Origin of the sequence: Nonomuraea bangladeshensis, assembly GCF_039529455.1 — a bacterium.
GTDB lineage: Bacteria > Actinomycetota > Actinomycetes > Streptosporangiales > Streptosporangiaceae > Nonomuraea > Nonomuraea bangladeshensis.
Genome location: NZ_BAAAMV010000020.1, coordinates 19,073 through 34,221, shown reverse-complemented (window position 1 = coordinate 34,221; position 15,149 = coordinate 19,073). Strand labels below are relative to the sequence as shown.

26 protein-coding genes are annotated in these 15,149 nt (G+C 69.5%); 25 read left to right on the top strand and 1 reads right to left on the bottom strand.

Features of this window, described 5'->3' with window-relative positions:
* Positions 1 to 7: 7 nt before the first annotated feature.
* From ABD292_RS45325 to ABD292_RS45250, 16 genes are all read left to right on the top strand, one after another.
* Positions 8 to 511: a hypothetical protein gene (locus ABD292_RS45325; RefSeq protein ID WP_344218975.1), complete on the top strand. Its 504-nt coding sequence runs from the start codon at positions 8 to 10 to the stop codon at positions 509 to 511.
* A gap of 82 nt (positions 512 to 593) precedes the next feature.
* On the top strand, positions 594 to 1,241 hold the full coding sequence (locus ABD292_RS45320; RefSeq protein ID WP_344218973.1) for an ArdC-like ssDNA-binding domain-containing protein: 648 nt from the start codon (positions 594 to 596) through the stop codon (positions 1,239 to 1,241).
* Positions 1,238 to 1,477: a hypothetical protein gene (locus tag ABD292_RS45315; protein ID WP_344218971.1), complete on the top strand. Its 240-nt coding sequence runs from the start codon at positions 1,238 to 1,240 to the stop codon at positions 1,475 to 1,477. Before ABD292_RS45320 ends, ABD292_RS45315 begins: the two co-directional genes overlap by 4 nt.
* Entirely contained in the window at positions 1,474 to 2,145 is a 672-nt protein-coding gene (locus ABD292_RS45310; RefSeq protein WP_344218969.1) for a hypothetical protein, read from the top strand. The genes ABD292_RS45315 and ABD292_RS45310 overlap by 4 nt, the downstream gene beginning before the upstream one ends.
* A complete protein-coding gene (locus ABD292_RS45305; RefSeq protein ID WP_344218967.1) occupies positions 2,142 to 2,405 on the top strand; it encodes a hypothetical protein in 264 nt (87 codons plus the stop codon). Before ABD292_RS45310 ends, ABD292_RS45305 begins: the two co-directional genes overlap by 4 nt.
* 78 nt (positions 2,406 to 2,483) lie before the next feature.
* Complete coding sequence (locus ABD292_RS45300) at positions 2,484 to 4,124, top strand: DUF3560 domain-containing protein (protein ID WP_344218965.1); 1,641 nt, start codon at positions 2,484 to 2,486, stop codon at positions 4,122 to 4,124.
* Between the two features lie 68 nt (positions 4,125 to 4,192).
* On the top strand, positions 4,193 to 4,663 hold the full coding sequence (locus tag ABD292_RS45295) for a DNA-directed RNA polymerase subunit alpha C-terminal domain-containing protein (RefSeq protein WP_344218963.1): 471 nt from the start codon (positions 4,193 to 4,195) through the stop codon (positions 4,661 to 4,663).
* On the top strand, positions 4,663 to 5,436 hold the full coding sequence (locus ABD292_RS45290; protein ID WP_344218961.1) for a hypothetical protein: 774 nt from the start codon (positions 4,663 to 4,665) through the stop codon (positions 5,434 to 5,436). Before ABD292_RS45295 ends, ABD292_RS45290 begins: the two co-directional genes overlap by 1 nt.
* Positions 5,437 to 5,450: 14 nt before the next feature.
* The gene (locus ABD292_RS45285; RefSeq protein ID WP_344218959.1) at positions 5,451 to 5,909 is read left to right on the top strand and encodes a hypothetical protein; all 459 of its coding nucleotides are present in this window, start codon (positions 5,451 to 5,453) and stop codon (positions 5,907 to 5,909) included.
* A complete protein-coding gene (locus ABD292_RS45280; protein WP_344218957.1) occupies positions 5,906 to 6,358 on the top strand; it encodes a hypothetical protein in 453 nt (150 codons plus the stop codon). Before ABD292_RS45285 ends, ABD292_RS45280 begins: the two co-directional genes overlap by 4 nt.
* The gene (locus ABD292_RS45275; RefSeq protein ID WP_344218955.1) at positions 6,348 to 6,914 is read left to right on the top strand and encodes a DUF6349 family protein; all 567 of its coding nucleotides are present in this window, start codon (positions 6,348 to 6,350) and stop codon (positions 6,912 to 6,914) included. Before ABD292_RS45280 ends, ABD292_RS45275 begins: the two co-directional genes overlap by 11 nt.
* Positions 6,911 to 7,348 carry a hypothetical protein gene (locus tag ABD292_RS45270; RefSeq protein WP_344218953.1) on the top strand — a complete coding sequence of 146 codons (438 nt, stop codon included), beginning with the start codon at positions 6,911 to 6,913 and terminating at the stop codon, positions 7,346 to 7,348. The genes ABD292_RS45275 and ABD292_RS45270 overlap by 4 nt, the downstream gene beginning before the upstream one ends.
* Before the next feature lie 49 nt (positions 7,349 to 7,397).
* Complete coding sequence (locus ABD292_RS45265; RefSeq protein WP_344218951.1) at positions 7,398 to 8,060, top strand: hypothetical protein; 663 nt, start codon at positions 7,398 to 7,400, stop codon at positions 8,058 to 8,060.
* Positions 8,057 to 8,449: a YkgJ family cysteine cluster protein gene (locus tag ABD292_RS45260; RefSeq protein WP_344218949.1), complete on the top strand. Its 393-nt coding sequence runs from the start codon at positions 8,057 to 8,059 to the stop codon at positions 8,447 to 8,449. Before ABD292_RS45265 ends, ABD292_RS45260 begins: the two co-directional genes overlap by 4 nt.
* 73 nt (positions 8,450 to 8,522) lie before the next feature.
* Positions 8,523 to 9,128, top strand: a complete 606-nt coding sequence (locus ABD292_RS45255) for a hypothetical protein (protein ID WP_344218947.1) — start codon at positions 8,523 to 8,525, stop codon at positions 9,126 to 9,128.
* A gap of 522 nt (positions 9,129 to 9,650) precedes the next feature.
* Complete coding sequence (locus tag ABD292_RS45250) at positions 9,651 to 10,100, top strand: hypothetical protein (protein WP_344218945.1); 450 nt, start codon at positions 9,651 to 9,653, stop codon at positions 10,098 to 10,100.
* A 196-nt stretch (positions 10,101 to 10,296) separates the two neighbouring features.
* On the opposite strand, the gene ABD292_RS45245 is transcribed toward ABD292_RS45250, so the two are convergent.
* A complete protein-coding gene (locus ABD292_RS45245; RefSeq protein ID WP_344218943.1) occupies positions 10,297 to 10,782 on the bottom strand; it encodes a hypothetical protein in 486 nt (161 codons plus the stop codon).
* A 381-nt stretch (positions 10,783 to 11,163) separates the two neighbouring features.
* Between ABD292_RS45245 and ABD292_RS45240 the strand changes: the two genes are divergently transcribed.
* The 9 genes from ABD292_RS45240 to ABD292_RS45200 all read left to right on the top strand — a co-directional run bounded on the left by ABD292_RS45240 (position 11,164) and on the right by ABD292_RS45200 (position 15,146).
* Positions 11,164 to 11,889 (top strand): DUF2786 domain-containing protein, encoded by a 726-nt coding sequence (locus ABD292_RS45240; protein ID WP_344218941.1) that lies wholly within the window; start codon positions 11,164 to 11,166, stop codon positions 11,887 to 11,889.
* A gap of 59 nt (positions 11,890 to 11,948) precedes the next feature.
* Entirely contained in the window at positions 11,949 to 12,572 is a 624-nt protein-coding gene (locus ABD292_RS45235) for a hypothetical protein (protein ID WP_344218939.1), read from the top strand.
* Positions 12,572 to 12,970 carry a hypothetical protein gene (locus ABD292_RS45230; RefSeq protein ID WP_344218937.1) on the top strand — a complete coding sequence of 133 codons (399 nt, stop codon included), beginning with the start codon at positions 12,572 to 12,574 and terminating at the stop codon, positions 12,968 to 12,970. The genes ABD292_RS45235 and ABD292_RS45230 overlap by 1 nt, the downstream gene beginning before the upstream one ends.
* Positions 12,970 to 13,215: a hypothetical protein gene (locus ABD292_RS45225; protein WP_344218935.1), complete on the top strand. Its 246-nt coding sequence runs from the start codon at positions 12,970 to 12,972 to the stop codon at positions 13,213 to 13,215. Before ABD292_RS45230 ends, ABD292_RS45225 begins: the two co-directional genes overlap by 1 nt.
* 87 nt (positions 13,216 to 13,302) lie before the next feature.
* Positions 13,303 to 14,013: a hypothetical protein gene (locus ABD292_RS45220; RefSeq protein ID WP_344218933.1), complete on the top strand. Its 711-nt coding sequence runs from the start codon at positions 13,303 to 13,305 to the stop codon at positions 14,011 to 14,013.
* Complete coding sequence (locus ABD292_RS45215) at positions 14,010 to 14,306, top strand: hypothetical protein (RefSeq protein WP_344218930.1); 297 nt, start codon at positions 14,010 to 14,012, stop codon at positions 14,304 to 14,306. The genes ABD292_RS45220 and ABD292_RS45215 overlap by 4 nt, the downstream gene beginning before the upstream one ends.
* Positions 14,303 to 14,539 (top strand): hypothetical protein, encoded by a 237-nt coding sequence (locus ABD292_RS45210; RefSeq protein ID WP_344218928.1) that lies wholly within the window; start codon positions 14,303 to 14,305, stop codon positions 14,537 to 14,539. The genes ABD292_RS45215 and ABD292_RS45210 overlap by 4 nt, the downstream gene beginning before the upstream one ends.
* A complete protein-coding gene (locus ABD292_RS45205; protein ID WP_344218926.1) occupies positions 14,536 to 14,958 on the top strand; it encodes a hypothetical protein in 423 nt (140 codons plus the stop codon). The genes ABD292_RS45210 and ABD292_RS45205 overlap by 4 nt, the downstream gene beginning before the upstream one ends.
* Positions 14,943 to 15,146 (top strand): hypothetical protein, encoded by a 204-nt coding sequence (locus ABD292_RS45200; protein WP_344218924.1) that lies wholly within the window; start codon positions 14,943 to 14,945, stop codon positions 15,144 to 15,146. The genes ABD292_RS45205 and ABD292_RS45200 overlap by 16 nt, the downstream gene beginning before the upstream one ends.
* Positions 15,147 to 15,149 lie beyond the last annotated feature (3 nt).

Below are 15,149 nucleotides of genomic sequence, written 5' to 3'. Positions count from 1 at the left end.
ATCTGTGATGACCATCGTCAACGAGCAGCCTGTCGCGCTGCGCGGCGCTGACCTGTTCTGGCACGTCATGAGCACGTTCATCCTGCAGCAGGCGAACACCAACCCCTGCAGCCCGGTGCTGCCCGGCGAAGTCCGGTGGGACCAGGGCACGTGGCGAGACTTCGTCGGCAAGGACCGCTGCGGCACCGCCTTCTGCCTCGCCGGATACATCAGCGACGTGTGCGGCGGCAGATGGCTGGTGACCCTCGACGAGCACGGCGGGCTCCTCGTCGACGGCAAGCCGCCCAGGGGCTCGGTCCTCGGCGCGATGGACCTGCTGCTTGCCGAACCGGACGACATCCTTACCTCGGTCCGGGACGGCATCACCGTCACCTCGGCGCACAACCGCGCCGTCCGGCTGCTCGGCCTGGACGGCAGCTACGACCTGTTCGCCGAAACCAACACCTACGACGACCTCGTGCTCCTCGGCACGGACCTGTTCGGGCCGCCGCCCGCCCACATCCGGATCTGACCCCTCCGCACGTGCTGGCCCCACCCCTGGGGCCAGCACCATCACGCAAGCAATAACGCATGCAAGAAAGGCCAACCAACCCATGGGCAAGACCGCCACGAAGCGCCGCAAGCGGCGCACCGTCACGCCTGCGATGCAGGCCAGATCCGCAGCGAGCAAGGCCGCCGCGAACGAACTGCTACACAACTACGCCGTTGCCTGCCTGAACAACCCCGAGGAGTTCGAGGCGTACAGGCAGGCCGCAGCCAGCCTCGGCTGGAAGCTCGACCCCGCGAGCAGCGAGCCGGGCTACTCCCTGCTGAACATCGCCCTGCTCCTGGCGCAGCGGCCCGGCCTGACCCACTGCGCGGGCTTCCGCGACTGGCACGCGCAGGGCCGCCAGGTCGCCGTTGGCGAGCAGGCGCTGGGGACGTTCCGCCGTATCGGCCGCAAGAAGACGGACGAGGCCGAGGACAAGCCGAAGGACGGCCAGGACGGCGAAGAGAAGACGGGACGTAACCGCGGCTACTACGTGAAGCGGGGCACGTTCGACGTGTCCCAGACCGTCCCCCGCGAGCGGTGCCCGCACTGCGGCACCGAGCCGGACGGCACCGAGCGCAGCAACGCCCAGTGCCCCCCGACGTGCTCGGTGTTCCTGCCGAGGGAGGGCGTGCTCCCGCCGAGGGAGTACGTCATGGACCTCCTGCTCTCGCAGATCAGCGACGACGAGCCCGAAGACGGGGACGCGTGACCCGCCGCCCGCCGGACCCGGCCACGAAGACCGGCCGCGCCCAGATCGCCCGCCAGGCCCGCCGCCACGGCTACTCCCACAACCGGGAGGAGTTCGAGATCGGCGTGACATGCCCCCTCTGCCAGGAGAAGGTCCGCGGCCCCGAGAACCGCTACGGCCAGACCGTCATCCAGGCGCTCGACGAGCTCATGAACGACCACCTCCTCCGCTACTGCCCGAAGGGACCTCAGCAATGACCACCACCGACATCACCCTGGAGAAGCGGCACGTCCTGGCCGGGATGCCCGGCTGGGGCGAGCACGACCACCTCATCCGGACGAAGGGGCTGGCCGTCGTCAACGCGCCCCGGCCCGTCGCTGGCGACCTCACCTGGACCGGCGAGTTCCGGCACGGCCGCTACTACGCGGCCGGGAACCTGCAGCAGATGGCCGAGGGCTGGCACACGGACGACGCCGTCCTGCTGGTCGAGATCACGCCGCAGGCCGTCGTCCGGAAGATCAGCCGCTACATCGCCGATCACGGCTACACGCTGGAGGAGATCGCCAACGCGTACGAGGGCGCGATCGGCGACACCGCGCACGAGATGGGCCTGCCGTGGGACGACTCCTGGCTGCAGGTGCCGTTCCTGCCCGAGCCGAAGGGCACCGACCCGCTCACCGGCATCCCGGTGTGTGAGCACAATGTGCAGGCCCGCACGTGGTTCGTGCAGGTCGTCCGGCCCGGCCAGCCGCTGCCCGAAGACGGGGAGATTGGCATCGTCGGCCAGGGCAAGCCGGCCACGCTGCTGGCGGTGAAGACGCGGGCCGCCGCGATCGAGGGCCGGGCCGACCAGTACCAGATCGGCTACCTGCACAAGGACCAGTGCCGGACTGCGGACGACCCCAACAGCGTGAGCATGCGGTGAACGAGACCGTGCCCGTGCGCGCCGACGCGGCGACCCTGTTCCTCCGCATGAGCCTGGCCTGCCCGTACAGCGGGTGCGGCGACGACTCGATCATGGTGAAGACCTCTGACGGCGGCGACCTCCCCATCTACATCGCTGAGGAGCGCGTGGTCAGCGCCTCTGTCGGCGACGACGACCTCGGCGAGCCCGAGGGCTTCGAGTGCCACGGCTGCGGCCGGCCGGTGTCGCTGCCGCCCGGCTGGACCTTCCAGCGGTCCTGACCGCGACCATCACCCGCCCGGGGCGGCGGCCACCCACCGCCGCCCCCTTTCACCTGACCAACCCAGAAGAGGGGCACGTTGACCATCATCATCAGGCACAACCACGAGGACGGCACCCTCGTGTACGGCACCCGCAAGGGTGACGGCGTGTACGACATCATCCGCAAGTGGGAGAACGGCAACTTCAAGTTCTTCCCGTCGATGGCCAGGCAAGGACTGCCGTGCATCGGCCTGCGCAACAGCCGTGACCAGGTCGCCGACCGGTACGCCATCAACGCTGCGGCGAAGGCCCTGCGCGAAGCCGGGTACGAGGTCGAGGTCGATATCGACGACACTCCCCGAGACCGCGCCCAGGTCCTCGCGGACAAGGCCGACCGGTTGGAGGATCGGCGCGACGCGCTGGAGCGGAAGGTCGACCGGCACGCCGGCGCGGCGGCGGCCGCGCACGACCGAGCGGACCAGCTGAGCGAGCGGTTCGCGGGCGGCCAGCCCATCATCCCCGGCCACCACTCCGAGCGGGGCGCGCGGCGTGACCAGCAGCGCATGCACGACGCGATGCGTAAAAGCATCAGCGAGAACAACACCGCGCAGGAGGTGGCTCGCCGCGCGAACGCGGTCGGCTCCCAGCTCAAGCGGTCCGCCCGGCCGGACGTGACCCGCCGCCGGATCGAGACGGCCGAAGCGGAGCTGCGGCAGATCCAGAAGGCGTTGGACGGGCACGAGCGCAGGCACCTCGACCACAACGACCGGCCGATCTACATCGAGCGGCACGAGCCCGCCACGGGCGACTACCGGGAGCGGCTGCTGGCCCGCAAGGCGCAGCTGGACAACCAGCTCGAATACGACCGGGCGCAGCTCGCCGCCGCGATCGAGGCGGGCGAGTACGTGATGTGGCACAAGGGAAACGTCCACGTCGGCGACCTCGTCACGTACTGGATGCGGGACCGGCGGCGCGTCGTGCTGAAGGTCAACAAGGTGACCGTGAGCGTGCAGTCCGGCTACTCCTGGCCCGACAAGGTGAAGTTCACCGACATCCTGGCCGTGGAGTGCCCGCACGGCGACGACGGTCCGGCCGTCACCGTGACGAACCGGCCCAAGAAGAAGCCCCAGGATGCCCGGCCGAAGGTCGAGGTGCCGAGCATCGACGTCGAGAAGCTGAAGGCCGCCGCCGACCTGGCCTCCAACATGGAGGTCGGCCGCGACCGGGAAGCGTTCGTGACGCCGCCCGATGTCGTGGCCCGGCTGCTGGACCTGGCCAGCATCGAGCCTGGCATGGCCGTCCTCGAACCCTCGGCAGGGACCGGCAACATCGCTGCGGCGGCCGTCGACGCCGGCGCGGTCGTGGACTGCGTGGAGCTCGACAACGGCTTGGCGAACGTCTTGGTCGAGCGTGTCCCCGGCGTGAACAGCGTGCGCCGCGCCGACTTCCTGTCCCTGACCCAGATGGAGCAGGCCGCCTACGACCGGGTGGTGATGAACCCGCCGTTCTCACGCGGCCGGGACATCGCACACGTCACCCACGCCCTGCAGTTCGTGAAGCCCGGCGGGCGGCTCGTCGCCGTCATGAGCGGGGGCGTGGCCTTCCACAAGGTGAAGGCCGCGGCCGAGTTCCGGCAGCTCGTCGAGGACCGAGGCGGCTCGATCACCGCGCTTCCGGCTGACGCTTTCGCGATGTCCGGCATCTCCGTCAGCACGGTCATCGTCGTCATCCCCTGCTGATCTCCCATTCCGGCGCTGGCAGTGACGCAAGCAAAACTGCCAGCGCCTTCTCTCGAAGGAGCGTCATCGTGCCCATCGACCCGTCCCGGATGCTGACCGTCACCCTGGCCAGCGACATCTGGGACCACATCATCGACCGGCTCGGCGACTACGCCGACGCGGCCGAGGAACGCCCGTGGCTGGGCGACTGCCACGGCTGCGACCAGGCCGCGCCCGCAATGTGCCCCCAGCACCAGGAGGCCGCCAAGTACGGCAAGCAGGTCCGCGACTGGCGTGACCAGATCGTGGACCAGCTCGGCGCCCAGACGTTGACGATGGCGGACCGGGTGAGGCGGACCGGGCTGCCGCTGGACACCGATCTCTACGACGTGCTTCCCAGCCCGTACGGCGGGGTGCGGAACCTCGTGATGCGGGCCGGTATGCGCGTCCTCGGCGACCTGGCCGCCTACAGCGACGCCGACCTGACGGGGATCAAAAACTTCGGGCCGGGCAGGCTTCGCGAGCTGCACGCCGCGCTGCGCGAGGCGGCCAAGAGCTGATGCTTCCCCGGCCGCTGTATCTCGCCCCGCCGTCCACTCCGGCCATCCGGGAGCAGGTCGCCGCCGACCGGCTGGGGGCGATCCTCAACCCCGCCAGCGGCAACGGCGTGCCCGAGCAGGGCCTGTTCGGCGTGGACAACGCGGTGTTCAGCGGCAAGTACCCCGGCGACCGGAAGTACCTGCGCTGGCTGGAGCGGTTCGTGCCGCACGCCGACCGGTGCCTGTTCGTGACCGCGCCCGACGTGGTGGGCGACGCGTTCGCCACCGTGGCGCGGTCACGGCACATGCTGAAGGAGATCCGCGCCATGGGCCTCCCGGCCGCCCTCGTCGCGCAGGACTACATGGAGTTCTGCCCGCTGTGGGACTGGGAGGACTTCGACTGCCTGTTCATCGGCGGCACCACGGCGTGGAAGCTGTCGGACGCCGCCGAAAACCTCGGCCGCGTCGCCAACAGCATCGGCCTGTGGACGCACGTCGGGCGGGTCAACTCCCTGCTGCGCTACCGGATGGTCGCCTGGGCCGACTCCGTGGACGGCACCTACCTGCAGCGCGCCGGCCCCGATCGGGCGATCCCGACCGTCCTCGGCTGGCACGACGCGCTGCGCCGCGACGACGAGCCGCCGCCCGGCCTGTTCGTCCTCGACCCGCCCCGGCGCGACCTCGACCCGTGGGACGGCAGCTACGACCTCGCGCAGTGGCTGCCCCCCGGCTGGTCGCGACGGCAGAAGCCGTCGCGGCCTCGACCTGAACACGAACAACTCGCCCTGCTGTGAAAGGAACCCCTGACGTGAACGACGACACCCTGTTCGACCCGCCGGCCACCGCGACGGGGCCGGGGGCCGCGCACGGCTGGACGACGGTCAAGCGGAAGAAGGTGACGGTGATCGTCGAGGACGAGTTCGCCGCCGCCGAGCCGATCGTCCGGCCCGGCCAGCGCGACTTTTTCCCCCGCGACGCCAACTACCGGTGGGTGTGGACGCCCGAGCGTGGCTGGTACCTGGAGCGGTACGAGCTGTCCGGACCCAACCGGAAAGCGGACGGCTCGGTCGGCCAGATGACCGTGACGGAGCGCACGCTCGGCACCCACCCGGAGTCGTGGGCGATGCGGCCGGACTGGCTGTACCTGGCCATGGTCGCGTCCCGCCCCGACTGGGAGCCGCCCGCGGCCACGCTGCAGCCGGCCGAAGGCGCGGTAGAAGCCGTCATCGCGGCGGCCGACGACCTGGAGCGGGGGACGCCGCAGTGAGCCGCGACACCACCGCTGCCAGCGCTGCCCGCACCAACCGGCGGGCCAGCCGGAAGGAGCAGACCGAGCAGCTGCGGCACGCCGGCGTCACCGATCCGGTCCTCATCGGGGACCGCCTCGGCGTCCACTCACGGACCATCCAGCGGTACCTGCGCGAGCTGGAAGGCGACGTCGACCGGCGCGGCACCGTGTACCCGGAGCTCAAACCGATGGTGCTGCAACACCTCCGCACGTATCCGCATCTGCGGATCACCGCGTGGATGCTCGCGCGGGTGCTCGGGCTGCCGGGCACCGCGCAGCAGACCGTGAAGAAGGCCCTGCGCTCCCTGGAGCGGGACGGGCTCGTACGTCACGAGATAGGCGCCCGAGGCACGACGCGCGACCTCAACGACTGCACGAAGGTGATCCTTTGGTCGCTCGCCGAGCAGGAGCAGCCCGATGAGCGGTGAGCCTCGCGGCGCGGCCGCCCGCTTCGCCGCTCGCCGGCAGCTCCCGATCGGCGAGGGGCGCGGCATGTGGGGCATCTACTTCGGCCATCCGGGCGCGAACGCGCGCGGCGACGACTTCCCGTCCACCGCGCCGGAGCACCGGCCGACTCTGCTGGCCCGCGTGGTCGACGAACCGAGCTGGCACCAGCTGTACCGGGGCGCGTGCCTGGGCTGCGACTGGGAGGGCGAGACGCGGCAGAGCGGCGGCGACGCCGTCGAGGACGCGCACGACCACGCCTGGCCCGGCTGGCGTGACCTGCCCGCGGTGAAGCCGCCGAAGTCGAATCACGCGCGGTGGCTGGTCGAGGTGGGCCGCGCGTACCCGCCGGGCTGGCTGGAGGCCGGCGGCCCGATCGTGACCGTCCGCGCCGACTCCCGGTTCTCCCGGCATCTGCCCGGTAAGGCGCCGGGCGGCGGCTACGACCTGGCCGCGTCGTACTACCAGGCGAAGAAGACTCGGGACGCTCGTCCCGCTCAACCGACCCTGGAGCTGGAGTGGCCGGGGGGTGCCGAGTGACGGCTTGGATCTGGCTGTACGAGCGCGGGAGCAACCCGTACACGACAGACCGTTCGTATCGCTTCGAGGTGCGCACGGTGGCGCACGCCCGCGAGATGGCGGCGGCGCTGTACCCGGCCGCGCCCGAGCTGGTCGCGCTGGTCGTGATCGACTGCGAGTACACGAGCTGCGGGCGGCGGCTCCTCTTCTCGGAGGAGCAGGCCGACAGCATCGAGCGCGGGCGGGAGCTGGCGTTCCACCCGACGGCGTTCTTCGGCGGCTGGTATCGCGGGCTCTACCGGGGCCGGCTGGCGGACATCTGCCAGTGGCATTACGAGGTGGACCCGGAGACGAACCTGTCGCAGAAGGTGGGTACGACGGCGGCGGCGCGGAAGGCCGCGGAGATGGCGCCGATCGGTGGCGACCAGCTCGACCTGTTCGGGGCTGCGCCATGACGGGCTACGATCTTCCCCCTCAACCAACCCATGATCTGGAGTTCCCCTGATGACCGACCTGACGAAGTGGCCGCGACTCCTGGTCGCCGGCGAGCCGGTGACGCGCGAGCAGACCAACGAGATCCTGATCCGCACCAGCGACTGGTTCCTGGCCGGGTTCAGCGATTGGGAGTGGACGGCAGCGGTGGAGAGCGTGGCCGCCGAGCACGGCATGCCAGCTCAACCGGCTCCTGGCGCGGGCCCCGAGGCGTGGAAGGCGTACTGGGGCCCGATGAAGGCGTGGCGGGAGCGGATCGGCGTCCTGCGGCTGGAGTACCTGAAGAACGAGCGCATCATGTCCGCCTGGATCGGCGGCCCTCATGGCTGGTGCGACTGGGACGGCCGGATCGGCTGCTCCAACTACAACATCGGCAAGCACCCCAGCGTGGAGGAGGTGACCGCCGAGTGGCAGACGATCGCCGCGGCGTTCCCGTACCTGAAGCTGCACGCCCAGGTCCTCGACGTCGATGAGGACGGGACCGGGCCGGTGCTCGCGACGTGGGCCGTCATGGACGGCCGGGCCGCGCTGGTCGAGCCGGTCGGCGAGGTGGCCCGCCTCTCCGAGGTGGACGAGTGGGATCTCATCGCCCGGCTGCTGCCGGGCGGGCAGCGCGGCGTCACCTTAGAGCGGCTGGGTGAGGCGCTGGCGCAGGTAGCGAAGGAGGAGCGGTGAGCGAGTGGACCGACCGGCAAGACGCCCTGCTCGAAGGCATCTACGCGAAGGTGCCGGACGCGGGCTGCAAGGGCCTGTGCCAGGCGCACTGTCACACGATCGCCGGGAGCAAGCGGGAGTCGCAGCGGATGGAGGAGGCGGGGTTCCCCGGCCTTCCGACTGCGGCCGGCCCGCTGCTGCGGCAGCGGCTCAGCAAGGTGACGGAGGCCCCGCCGTGCGCGGCGCTCGGCGACGACGGCCGGTGCCGGGCGTACGAGGTGCGTCCCCTGATCTGCCGGTTGTACGGCGCCACCGAGGGGCTGCCGTGCGAGTACGGATGCGTACCCGAGGGTGGACGGCTGACCGAGGCCGAAGCGGATGTGCTGAAGAAGCGCGTCAAGCGCATCTGAAACTGCCGAGACGCCAGCCAAACTGCTGGCGTCTCGGCACAATGGAACACCTCTTCACACAGGAAGGAAGGCCATGGCCGCGATCGAGATCAAGCCGCCCTTGAAGGACTGGACGGCGCCGAAGTGGAGCGAGGTCATCGACCGCTACCCCGATCACGTGGCAGTCAAGAAGGACGGTAACTGGGTCGGTTTCCAGGACGCCTGGGACGACGAGGTCCCGCCGCCCCGGAGCACCTTCAGCATGGGGTTCGGCTACATGCTCCTGCCGCGGAAGCACCTGCAGGGATTCCTCGCCCGGCTCGGTGAGAATGCGCGTCGGGTCACCGTCCGCGAGATCCGCGTCGAGAACCACCCAGAGGCATTCGACGCCATGCTCGCCGAGGCAGGCGTTGAGGTGAAGCCGCCTTACGCCAGGTACGTCAAGGGCAACAGGCGGCGCTTCCTCGACGAGAACGGTCAGCACCACCCCAGCTACATCCTCGTCAAGGTCACCAAGGGGCCGATGTGGTGGAGTCTCGACGACCGCGCCCGCGAACTCATCGGCGATGACGACATGGTGGCCTGGACTCAGGAGGGCGACTACCGCAAGGTCCGCTCGGGCTGCGTGCGGCGACTGATCGAGCAGTTCGAGCCGCTCGACCGGCTGGAGTTCAGGCGTCTGCCTGACCCGCCGGCGTAGAGAGACCCTGCTCTTGTAGCCATCGCCGAGCGCCGGTGCAGGAGGGCTGCGTGGCCTGGCACTCAGGACAGCGGCACCCATCGCGGTCGTACGTCGTCCAGGACCCGTGGCGTAGGCGCGGGTCCCGGCCGTCCATGAGCGCCGAGTACAAGGCGTCCCGGAACTCAGCGTCCCAGCGGGCGCGGCCGTACGCGACCTCCTGGGGCAGCTCGAACTCAGCCATCGCGTCGGCAAGGCGGGTGCTGGCGGCGACGGCGCGCAGGACGTGGGCGCGCATGTCGTCAGTGAACGCGGCGTCCATGTTGGCTCGCCGCCAAGGGGTGCTGCGGTCCATGGGGGATGCTCCTGGTGGTCGCGGTGCCCACGGCATGAGGGTGCTGGGGCCAATCCCTCCAGGGTGATGATGTGCGAGCGTGACGGCCCGCGTTGTCAGGCTATCCGTTGCCTGGTCGGGGACGCGAGCGCTGTGGCTGGTGTCCCCCTGTTGTTGGCAATCTTCGACCTATAGAAAAGAGTTTTCCTATGAACAGCACCCACTCCGACCTGGTGGGAACCGCCGCCGAGCAGCCCGCGCCCGGCTCGCTGGACCACGATCTGAACATCTACTTCCAGGCAATCACCGGAACGCTGATCGACGCAGGCGTTCAGCCGGACCGCCACGAGTGGAACGGCGGGGAGCACGAGGAAGGACCGGGCGCGTACTGGATGTTCGAGCCCGGCAACCCGAGCCTCGCCGAGTCCTGGCCGGAGGGCGTCACGATCGTGTGGCACCCCGCCGGCTGGATCGATAACGAGGGCAACCCGCTGCCCATCGTCGACACCCTCGCGGACCACCTGCTCGTCGTCCAGGCGATCAAGGAGTACGTGACCGGCCGGGAGTCCACTACCAAGGGCCGCAAGTCCCGTTGGGGCTTCGCGGACGAGCTGTGGCCGCTGCTCGTCGAGAACGCGAAGGAGCGGGAGGAGGCGTGATCGAGGTCACCGACGCCAACGGCAGGTGGTCCGGGTCGGGCGGTGGCGGGGCCTGAAAGGCACCGCAGAAGCCTAGGCCGGGGCACGCAGAAGGCCGCCACCCTCGCGCGGTGGCGGCCTTCTGGTGGCCTCTTCACAGGTCCGGCGACAGCATACCCCCGTGTAGCGAGCGCTACATGAGGACGGCCTGGTGAGGTCAGGTGCCGGGGGTCCGGCCGTAGAGAGAGATACCGCGCTTCAGCAGCCACGCCTTGAGGGCGGTTTCCACTACTTCCTGGGGACCGGTGGCGGTGTTCAGGCAGGCGACGGTGAGCCGGTTGTCCGTCTGGCGGGTGATGCGCGGGGCGATGGCCACGTCGTCGATCTCCTCCTTGGCTCGGCGGGTGCGCTTCTTCACGGTGCGCTCTCGCTTGGGCCGGCTGCCGTCCGGGTTGAGGGGTGGCTCGGCGTCGGCGGGGATGCCGAGGAAGTCGAAGTACTCGCTGAGGGCGGCTTCGACGATGCCGGAGATGCCGAGGCCGGTGGCTTCGTTGGCGCGGCTGAGGCGTTCGTCGAGCTGGGGACTGATGCGGGTGGAGAGGGTGGGTTTGTCCGCGCGGGCCTTGGTGCGCAGGGGAGATGCTTGCCGTTCTGCTTGCTTGACCAGTGCCTTGCGGGCGGCGGCGGTGGTTGAGCGGGCCATGGTCGGACGGCGTCTCCTTGGCGGGCGGCTGATGTCATCTCCACCTTCCCGCGCTTCGGTTTATTCCGCAAGTTGCATTGCTTGCGCGTCGGCGGTCGCAGGGCGGTGCCGGGTGCAGTGAAATTGCCCGTCTCGCGTGGCGCTGAAGTGCGCTTACGGAGGGCTCAGAGCCAACGTGAGCGCTTCTCAGGGGCTTGTGCGCCCCCAACGATCATCCCGCGTCGCACGCTCGCTCACGAGCATTTCAGCACGCTCTAGGGGTTGTTGCGAAAGCGAAACGAACATGCGAGAATGGCGCAAGATCCAAACCACAAGCGAGCGCGAGCGACCCAACTCACGCAAGCAAAAGCGATAGCACCAACCAACCCAGAAAGGCAGGCCGTGACCACCACCGCCAGCGAAAAGACGCTCGACCGCATCCGCGGATACCTCGCCATCGCGGAACACCCCAACACCGGCACCGCAGAAGCTGAAACCTTCCGCGAGCGCGCCTACGCCCTCATGGCCAAGTACGGCGTCGAACGAGCCCACCTCGCCGCCGCCGGACAGATCACCGACGAACTCGCCAGCTGGGGCTTCGTCGTCGACGGACCCCACCAGGCCGAACGCATCCAGCTCCTCGCCGCCATCACCAACGCCAAGACCTGCCGCGTCCTGACGTGGAAGGTCAACGGCACCACCTACGTCATGGTGTCTGGCTACCAGAGCGACCTCGACGCCGTGAAGATGCTCTACACCTCCCTGGCCCTGCAGATGACGAAGGAAGTCAAGGCCGTCACCGCCACCAAGCGCGTCGCCACCGTCCGCAAGAGCTTCATGCTCGGCTTCGCCTCCCGCGTCGGCGAGAAGCTGCGCGAAGCCAACCAGGCCGCCGCCGCCGAGACCCCCACCAGCAGCACGGGCAGCTCCACCGCCCTGGTCCTGCGCGACCGGAAGGCCGCCGTGGACGCCTACTTCAACAAGCAGGCCCCGAACACCCGAGCCAACAGGGGCCCGACGATCGGCGACCCGCACGCCTTCCTCGCCGGCCGTGAGGCGGGCGACCGCGCCGACATCGGCGGCAACGCCCGCCTCAGCGCCACCGGCCAGCGCGCCATCAGCTCCTAACCCCGTCAGCGGCGGGCGCCACCCAGCGCCCGCCCTTCAACCAACCCTGAAGGAGAACCGTGGAGAACACGGAAACGACCTGCACCAGCTGCAAGACCCCGCTCCGCAACCAGGCCGAGGACGGCCGTCCTGACGTGTGGAAGCACACCACCGCCACCAACCCGCCCTGCTTCACGGCGATGCCGCCGTACCAGGTCGAGGAGGCCCTGCCCCGCGAGATCCGCAAGGTCCGCATCAGGGTCGAGGAACTGGTCGCCTACGAGCGGGAGATGAAGCTGTCGGTCCACGTCGGCGTGACGGCTGACGAACTGGCCGCCTATCTGACCGACAACACCGAGGCGTGGGCCGACGACATCGAGGAACACTTCTTCACCGCCGAGAACCGGGAGGTCGTCAGCGGGCACACGTTCTTCGCCGACGACGCCGGCTACCTCGAAAACCTGGCCTCTTACCTGGAGACGGCATCCCAGCACCTCAAGAAGTGGCTGACCATCACCTGCCCCGTCTGCGGCGTCTTGCCTGCAGCGGACGACACGCTCCACCAGAACGTCGGCTGGGTCGTCGGCATCGCCTGCAGCGGCGCGCGCCTCGTCCACCCCGGCTGGATCGGCATGGACGGCACCAACTGGACGGACTGGACCGAACTCCAGCTCCCTCACGCAAGCGGAAAGGCTCGCGACTAATGCACCTCATCATCAAGGCCAGCTCGGACGTGGAGCTGTACTTCATCTGGTCCACCGTCTGTGACGCGCCGCTCGGCGCGGGCGACCTGGCCCAGATCGAGACCCTGGGCCAGCAGTTCGGCCCCCGCGTGACGCGCGAGCTGATGGGCCGGGTCCACGCCACCGGCACCAGCGACCTGCTCGGCAGGGGCGACTGGGACGACGACGGCCTGGTACTTCGTGAGTACCCCCGGCTGGGCAGCCCTTCCCGGTGGCTGCCGCGAGCGAACTTCCACGCATTCGCCCAGGCAGTGCAGGCCGACGACGAAGCGGCGATCGAGAAGGCCACCGAGGCGATCAACCCGGAGATCCACCCGGTCGTCATGATCACCATCGGCGGCGGCGAGGAGAACACCTGATGCCCCGGATCGTCGTGAAGATCGAGCCGGTCACGGTCAACGGCGAGCTCCGGCACCAGGCCGTCTGCCGCACCCCCGGTTGCACGCTCGGCGTCGACGGCGGCCCGTGGGCCAGCCACCCCGGCGTGGTCAAGGCCGCCTCGGAGGAACTGGCCCGGTTCCACCGAGGCGACCACCGCAACCCCGATCGGCAGCCGATCTCCGCCGCCTCGGCGGCACCGCCCGCGCCGCTGGCCCGACCCTGACCGTGCAGGGCGGCCCGGCCACGCGCCGGGTCGCCCTGCCTTGCTCCCGAGAACCCGATGCACAACCCCACCGAGAAAGGAACACCCGTGAAGTACGTCTACCTGGACACCGAGTCGACGCACCTCGACTCCGAGGTCGGTCATCTGTGGGAGGTCGCGCTGATTGTGCGCGACCTCGACTTCTCTGACGGCGGCGACCTGGAGTTCTGGTGGCAGGTCCGCCCGGACCTCACCGCCGCCGACCCCAAGTCGCTGCAGATCAGCCGGTACTACGACCGGAGCCAGGTCGCTCACCTCCCGATTGGCCACGGCGTGGACCTTTCATGCGGCGCGGACCGAGAAATCCTCTCCAAGGGCGCAGTCCGGGAGCGGGAGATTCTCTCCGAGGGCGCGGTCCGGGAGAACGTGACGGCGGAAGAGATCGCGCTGCAGCTCGCTCAGCAGCTCGACGGCGCGACGATCGTCGCGAACAACCCCCGCCACGACTGGGACTTCCTGCGCTCCTTCCTGCGCGCCCACGGCCAGGCGTTCACGGCCTCGCACCGGATGGACGACATCCGGGCCCTGCTGAAGGGCTACGTCTATGGCCGTTTGGCCGCGGCCGGCGGCGACGTCGACGACGCGTTCCTGCCCGCGCAGGCCGAGTACGTCCGCCGCTGGCTGAGCGGAGACTCGGACGTGCTGGCCTGGGAGATCGTCGGTGTCACGCAGGAACCGGAGACCAAGCACACCGCGCTCGGTGACGCCCGCTGCGTGCGGGACGTCCACGACGGCATCACGCGCGGGATCCTCCATTGACCGGCAGCGAAGAGACCTCGGACCTGCCTCCGTTCTGGGGGCCCGGCGGCTTCCTAGAGGAGAGCACCGACCCGGCCGACCGGGTCGTGGTCGACGGCGAGCACTACGCGATCGGCGGCGACACCGGCGGGTTCCGTGGGCACGGCGGCCGCCGTTTCGACATCGCGTGGTTCGACGGCCGGACGGCCACGACCCGGAACCTGTGGCACCAGGGCACCGTGCCGCCCGAGTGGCGGCACCGCTACCCGGACAACGCCCGATTCGTACACCCCGAGGAAGGACCGAAGGCATGAGCTACGGCTACGGAGAGGACTGCTCGGCCGCCCGCGACGCGCAGCGGACCGCCGAAGAGGTACGGCACGACCTGGACATGCTGTCGGACACCGTGGCGCGCAACCGCGTTCAGGCCGACAACATGACCTCCGAGGTGGCGGCCAGGGCACATGAGCTGTTCGAGATGATTGACGCGCTCCGTCTCCAGGTCGTCAGGCTGCAGCAGCGGGTCAAGGAGCTTGAGGGCCGATGAGCGCGCACGGCTACATCACCCGCGACGAGATCGCCGAGGTGGCCGGCCTGCTGTGTATCCGGCCCGGCCAGCCGTCCGAGATGGTCGCCGTGCAGGCCACCACGATCAGCGGCACCTACGAGAACGCGCTCTGCCTGGAGCGGGCATGGGTCGAGATCCAGGACGTCTTGGACGGCGCGCGGCGGGACGCCGACCGCTACGGCGGCGACTGGCGCGACCACATGCCCGACCGGCCGGAGCTGTTCGAGATCGAGTACCACGACTACGACTTGGACACCGACACCGGGACGAAGACGTACAGCCACACCGAGGACTACGACGAGGCCGAGGACCGGCGCGTCGCCCTCCACATCATCCGGATGTTCATAGAACGGTTCGGACTCACCGCGAAGGAGATCACTTCATGGCCGTCAGCATGAGGCACCTGGGCCTCGATGACGAGCAGGTGCGCGAGCTGGTCAAGTTCGCGGCCGCGGCCTGCGTCGTTGCCCAGGACGAACAGCACGCCCTGAACTGGGCGCTGGAGTTCTTCGACGACCCCGAGGCGCTGGTCGAGCTCGGCGTCAAGGTGTGGGACCTGATCGACGACAAGTACGGGATGGTGTGATGA

Coding starts and splice junctions, on each gene's coding strand:
- ABD292_RS45325 (WP_344218975.1), top strand. CDS start 8: ATGACCATCGTCAACGAGCAGCCTGTCGCGCTGCGCGGCGCTGACCTG.
- ABD292_RS45320 (WP_344218973.1), top strand. CDS start 594: ATGGGCAAGACCGCCACGAAGCGCCGCAAGCGGCGCACCGTCACGCCT.
- ABD292_RS45310 (WP_344218969.1), top strand. CDS start 1,474: ATGACCACCACCGACATCACCCTGGAGAAGCGGCACGTCCTGGCCGGG.
- ABD292_RS45290 (WP_344218961.1), top strand. CDS start 4,663: ATGCTTCCCCGGCCGCTGTATCTCGCCCCGCCGTCCACTCCGGCCATC.
- ABD292_RS45275 (WP_344218955.1), top strand. CDS start 6,348: ATGAGCGGTGAGCCTCGCGGCGCGGCCGCCCGCTTCGCCGCTCGCCGG.
- ABD292_RS45265 (WP_344218951.1), top strand. CDS start 7,398: ATGACCGACCTGACGAAGTGGCCGCGACTCCTGGTCGCCGGCGAGCCG.
- ABD292_RS45255 (WP_344218947.1), top strand. CDS start 8,523: ATGGCCGCGATCGAGATCAAGCCGCCCTTGAAGGACTGGACGGCGCCG.
- ABD292_RS45250 (WP_344218945.1), top strand. CDS start 9,651: ATGAACAGCACCCACTCCGACCTGGTGGGAACCGCCGCCGAGCAGCCC.
- ABD292_RS45245 (WP_344218943.1), bottom strand. CDS start 10,782: ATGGCCCGCTCAACCACCGCCGCCGCCCGCAAGGCACTGGTCAAGCAA.
- ABD292_RS45230 (WP_344218937.1), top strand. CDS start 12,572: ATGCACCTCATCATCAAGGCCAGCTCGGACGTGGAGCTGTACTTCATC.
- ABD292_RS45225 (WP_344218935.1), top strand. CDS start 12,970: ATGCCCCGGATCGTCGTGAAGATCGAGCCGGTCACGGTCAACGGCGAG.
- ABD292_RS45210 (WP_344218928.1), top strand. CDS start 14,303: ATGAGCTACGGCTACGGAGAGGACTGCTCGGCCGCCCGCGACGCGCAG.
- ABD292_RS45205 (WP_344218926.1), top strand. CDS start 14,536: ATGAGCGCGCACGGCTACATCACCCGCGACGAGATCGCCGAGGTGGCC.
- ABD292_RS45200 (WP_344218924.1), top strand. CDS start 14,943: ATGGCCGTCAGCATGAGGCACCTGGGCCTCGATGACGAGCAGGTGCGC.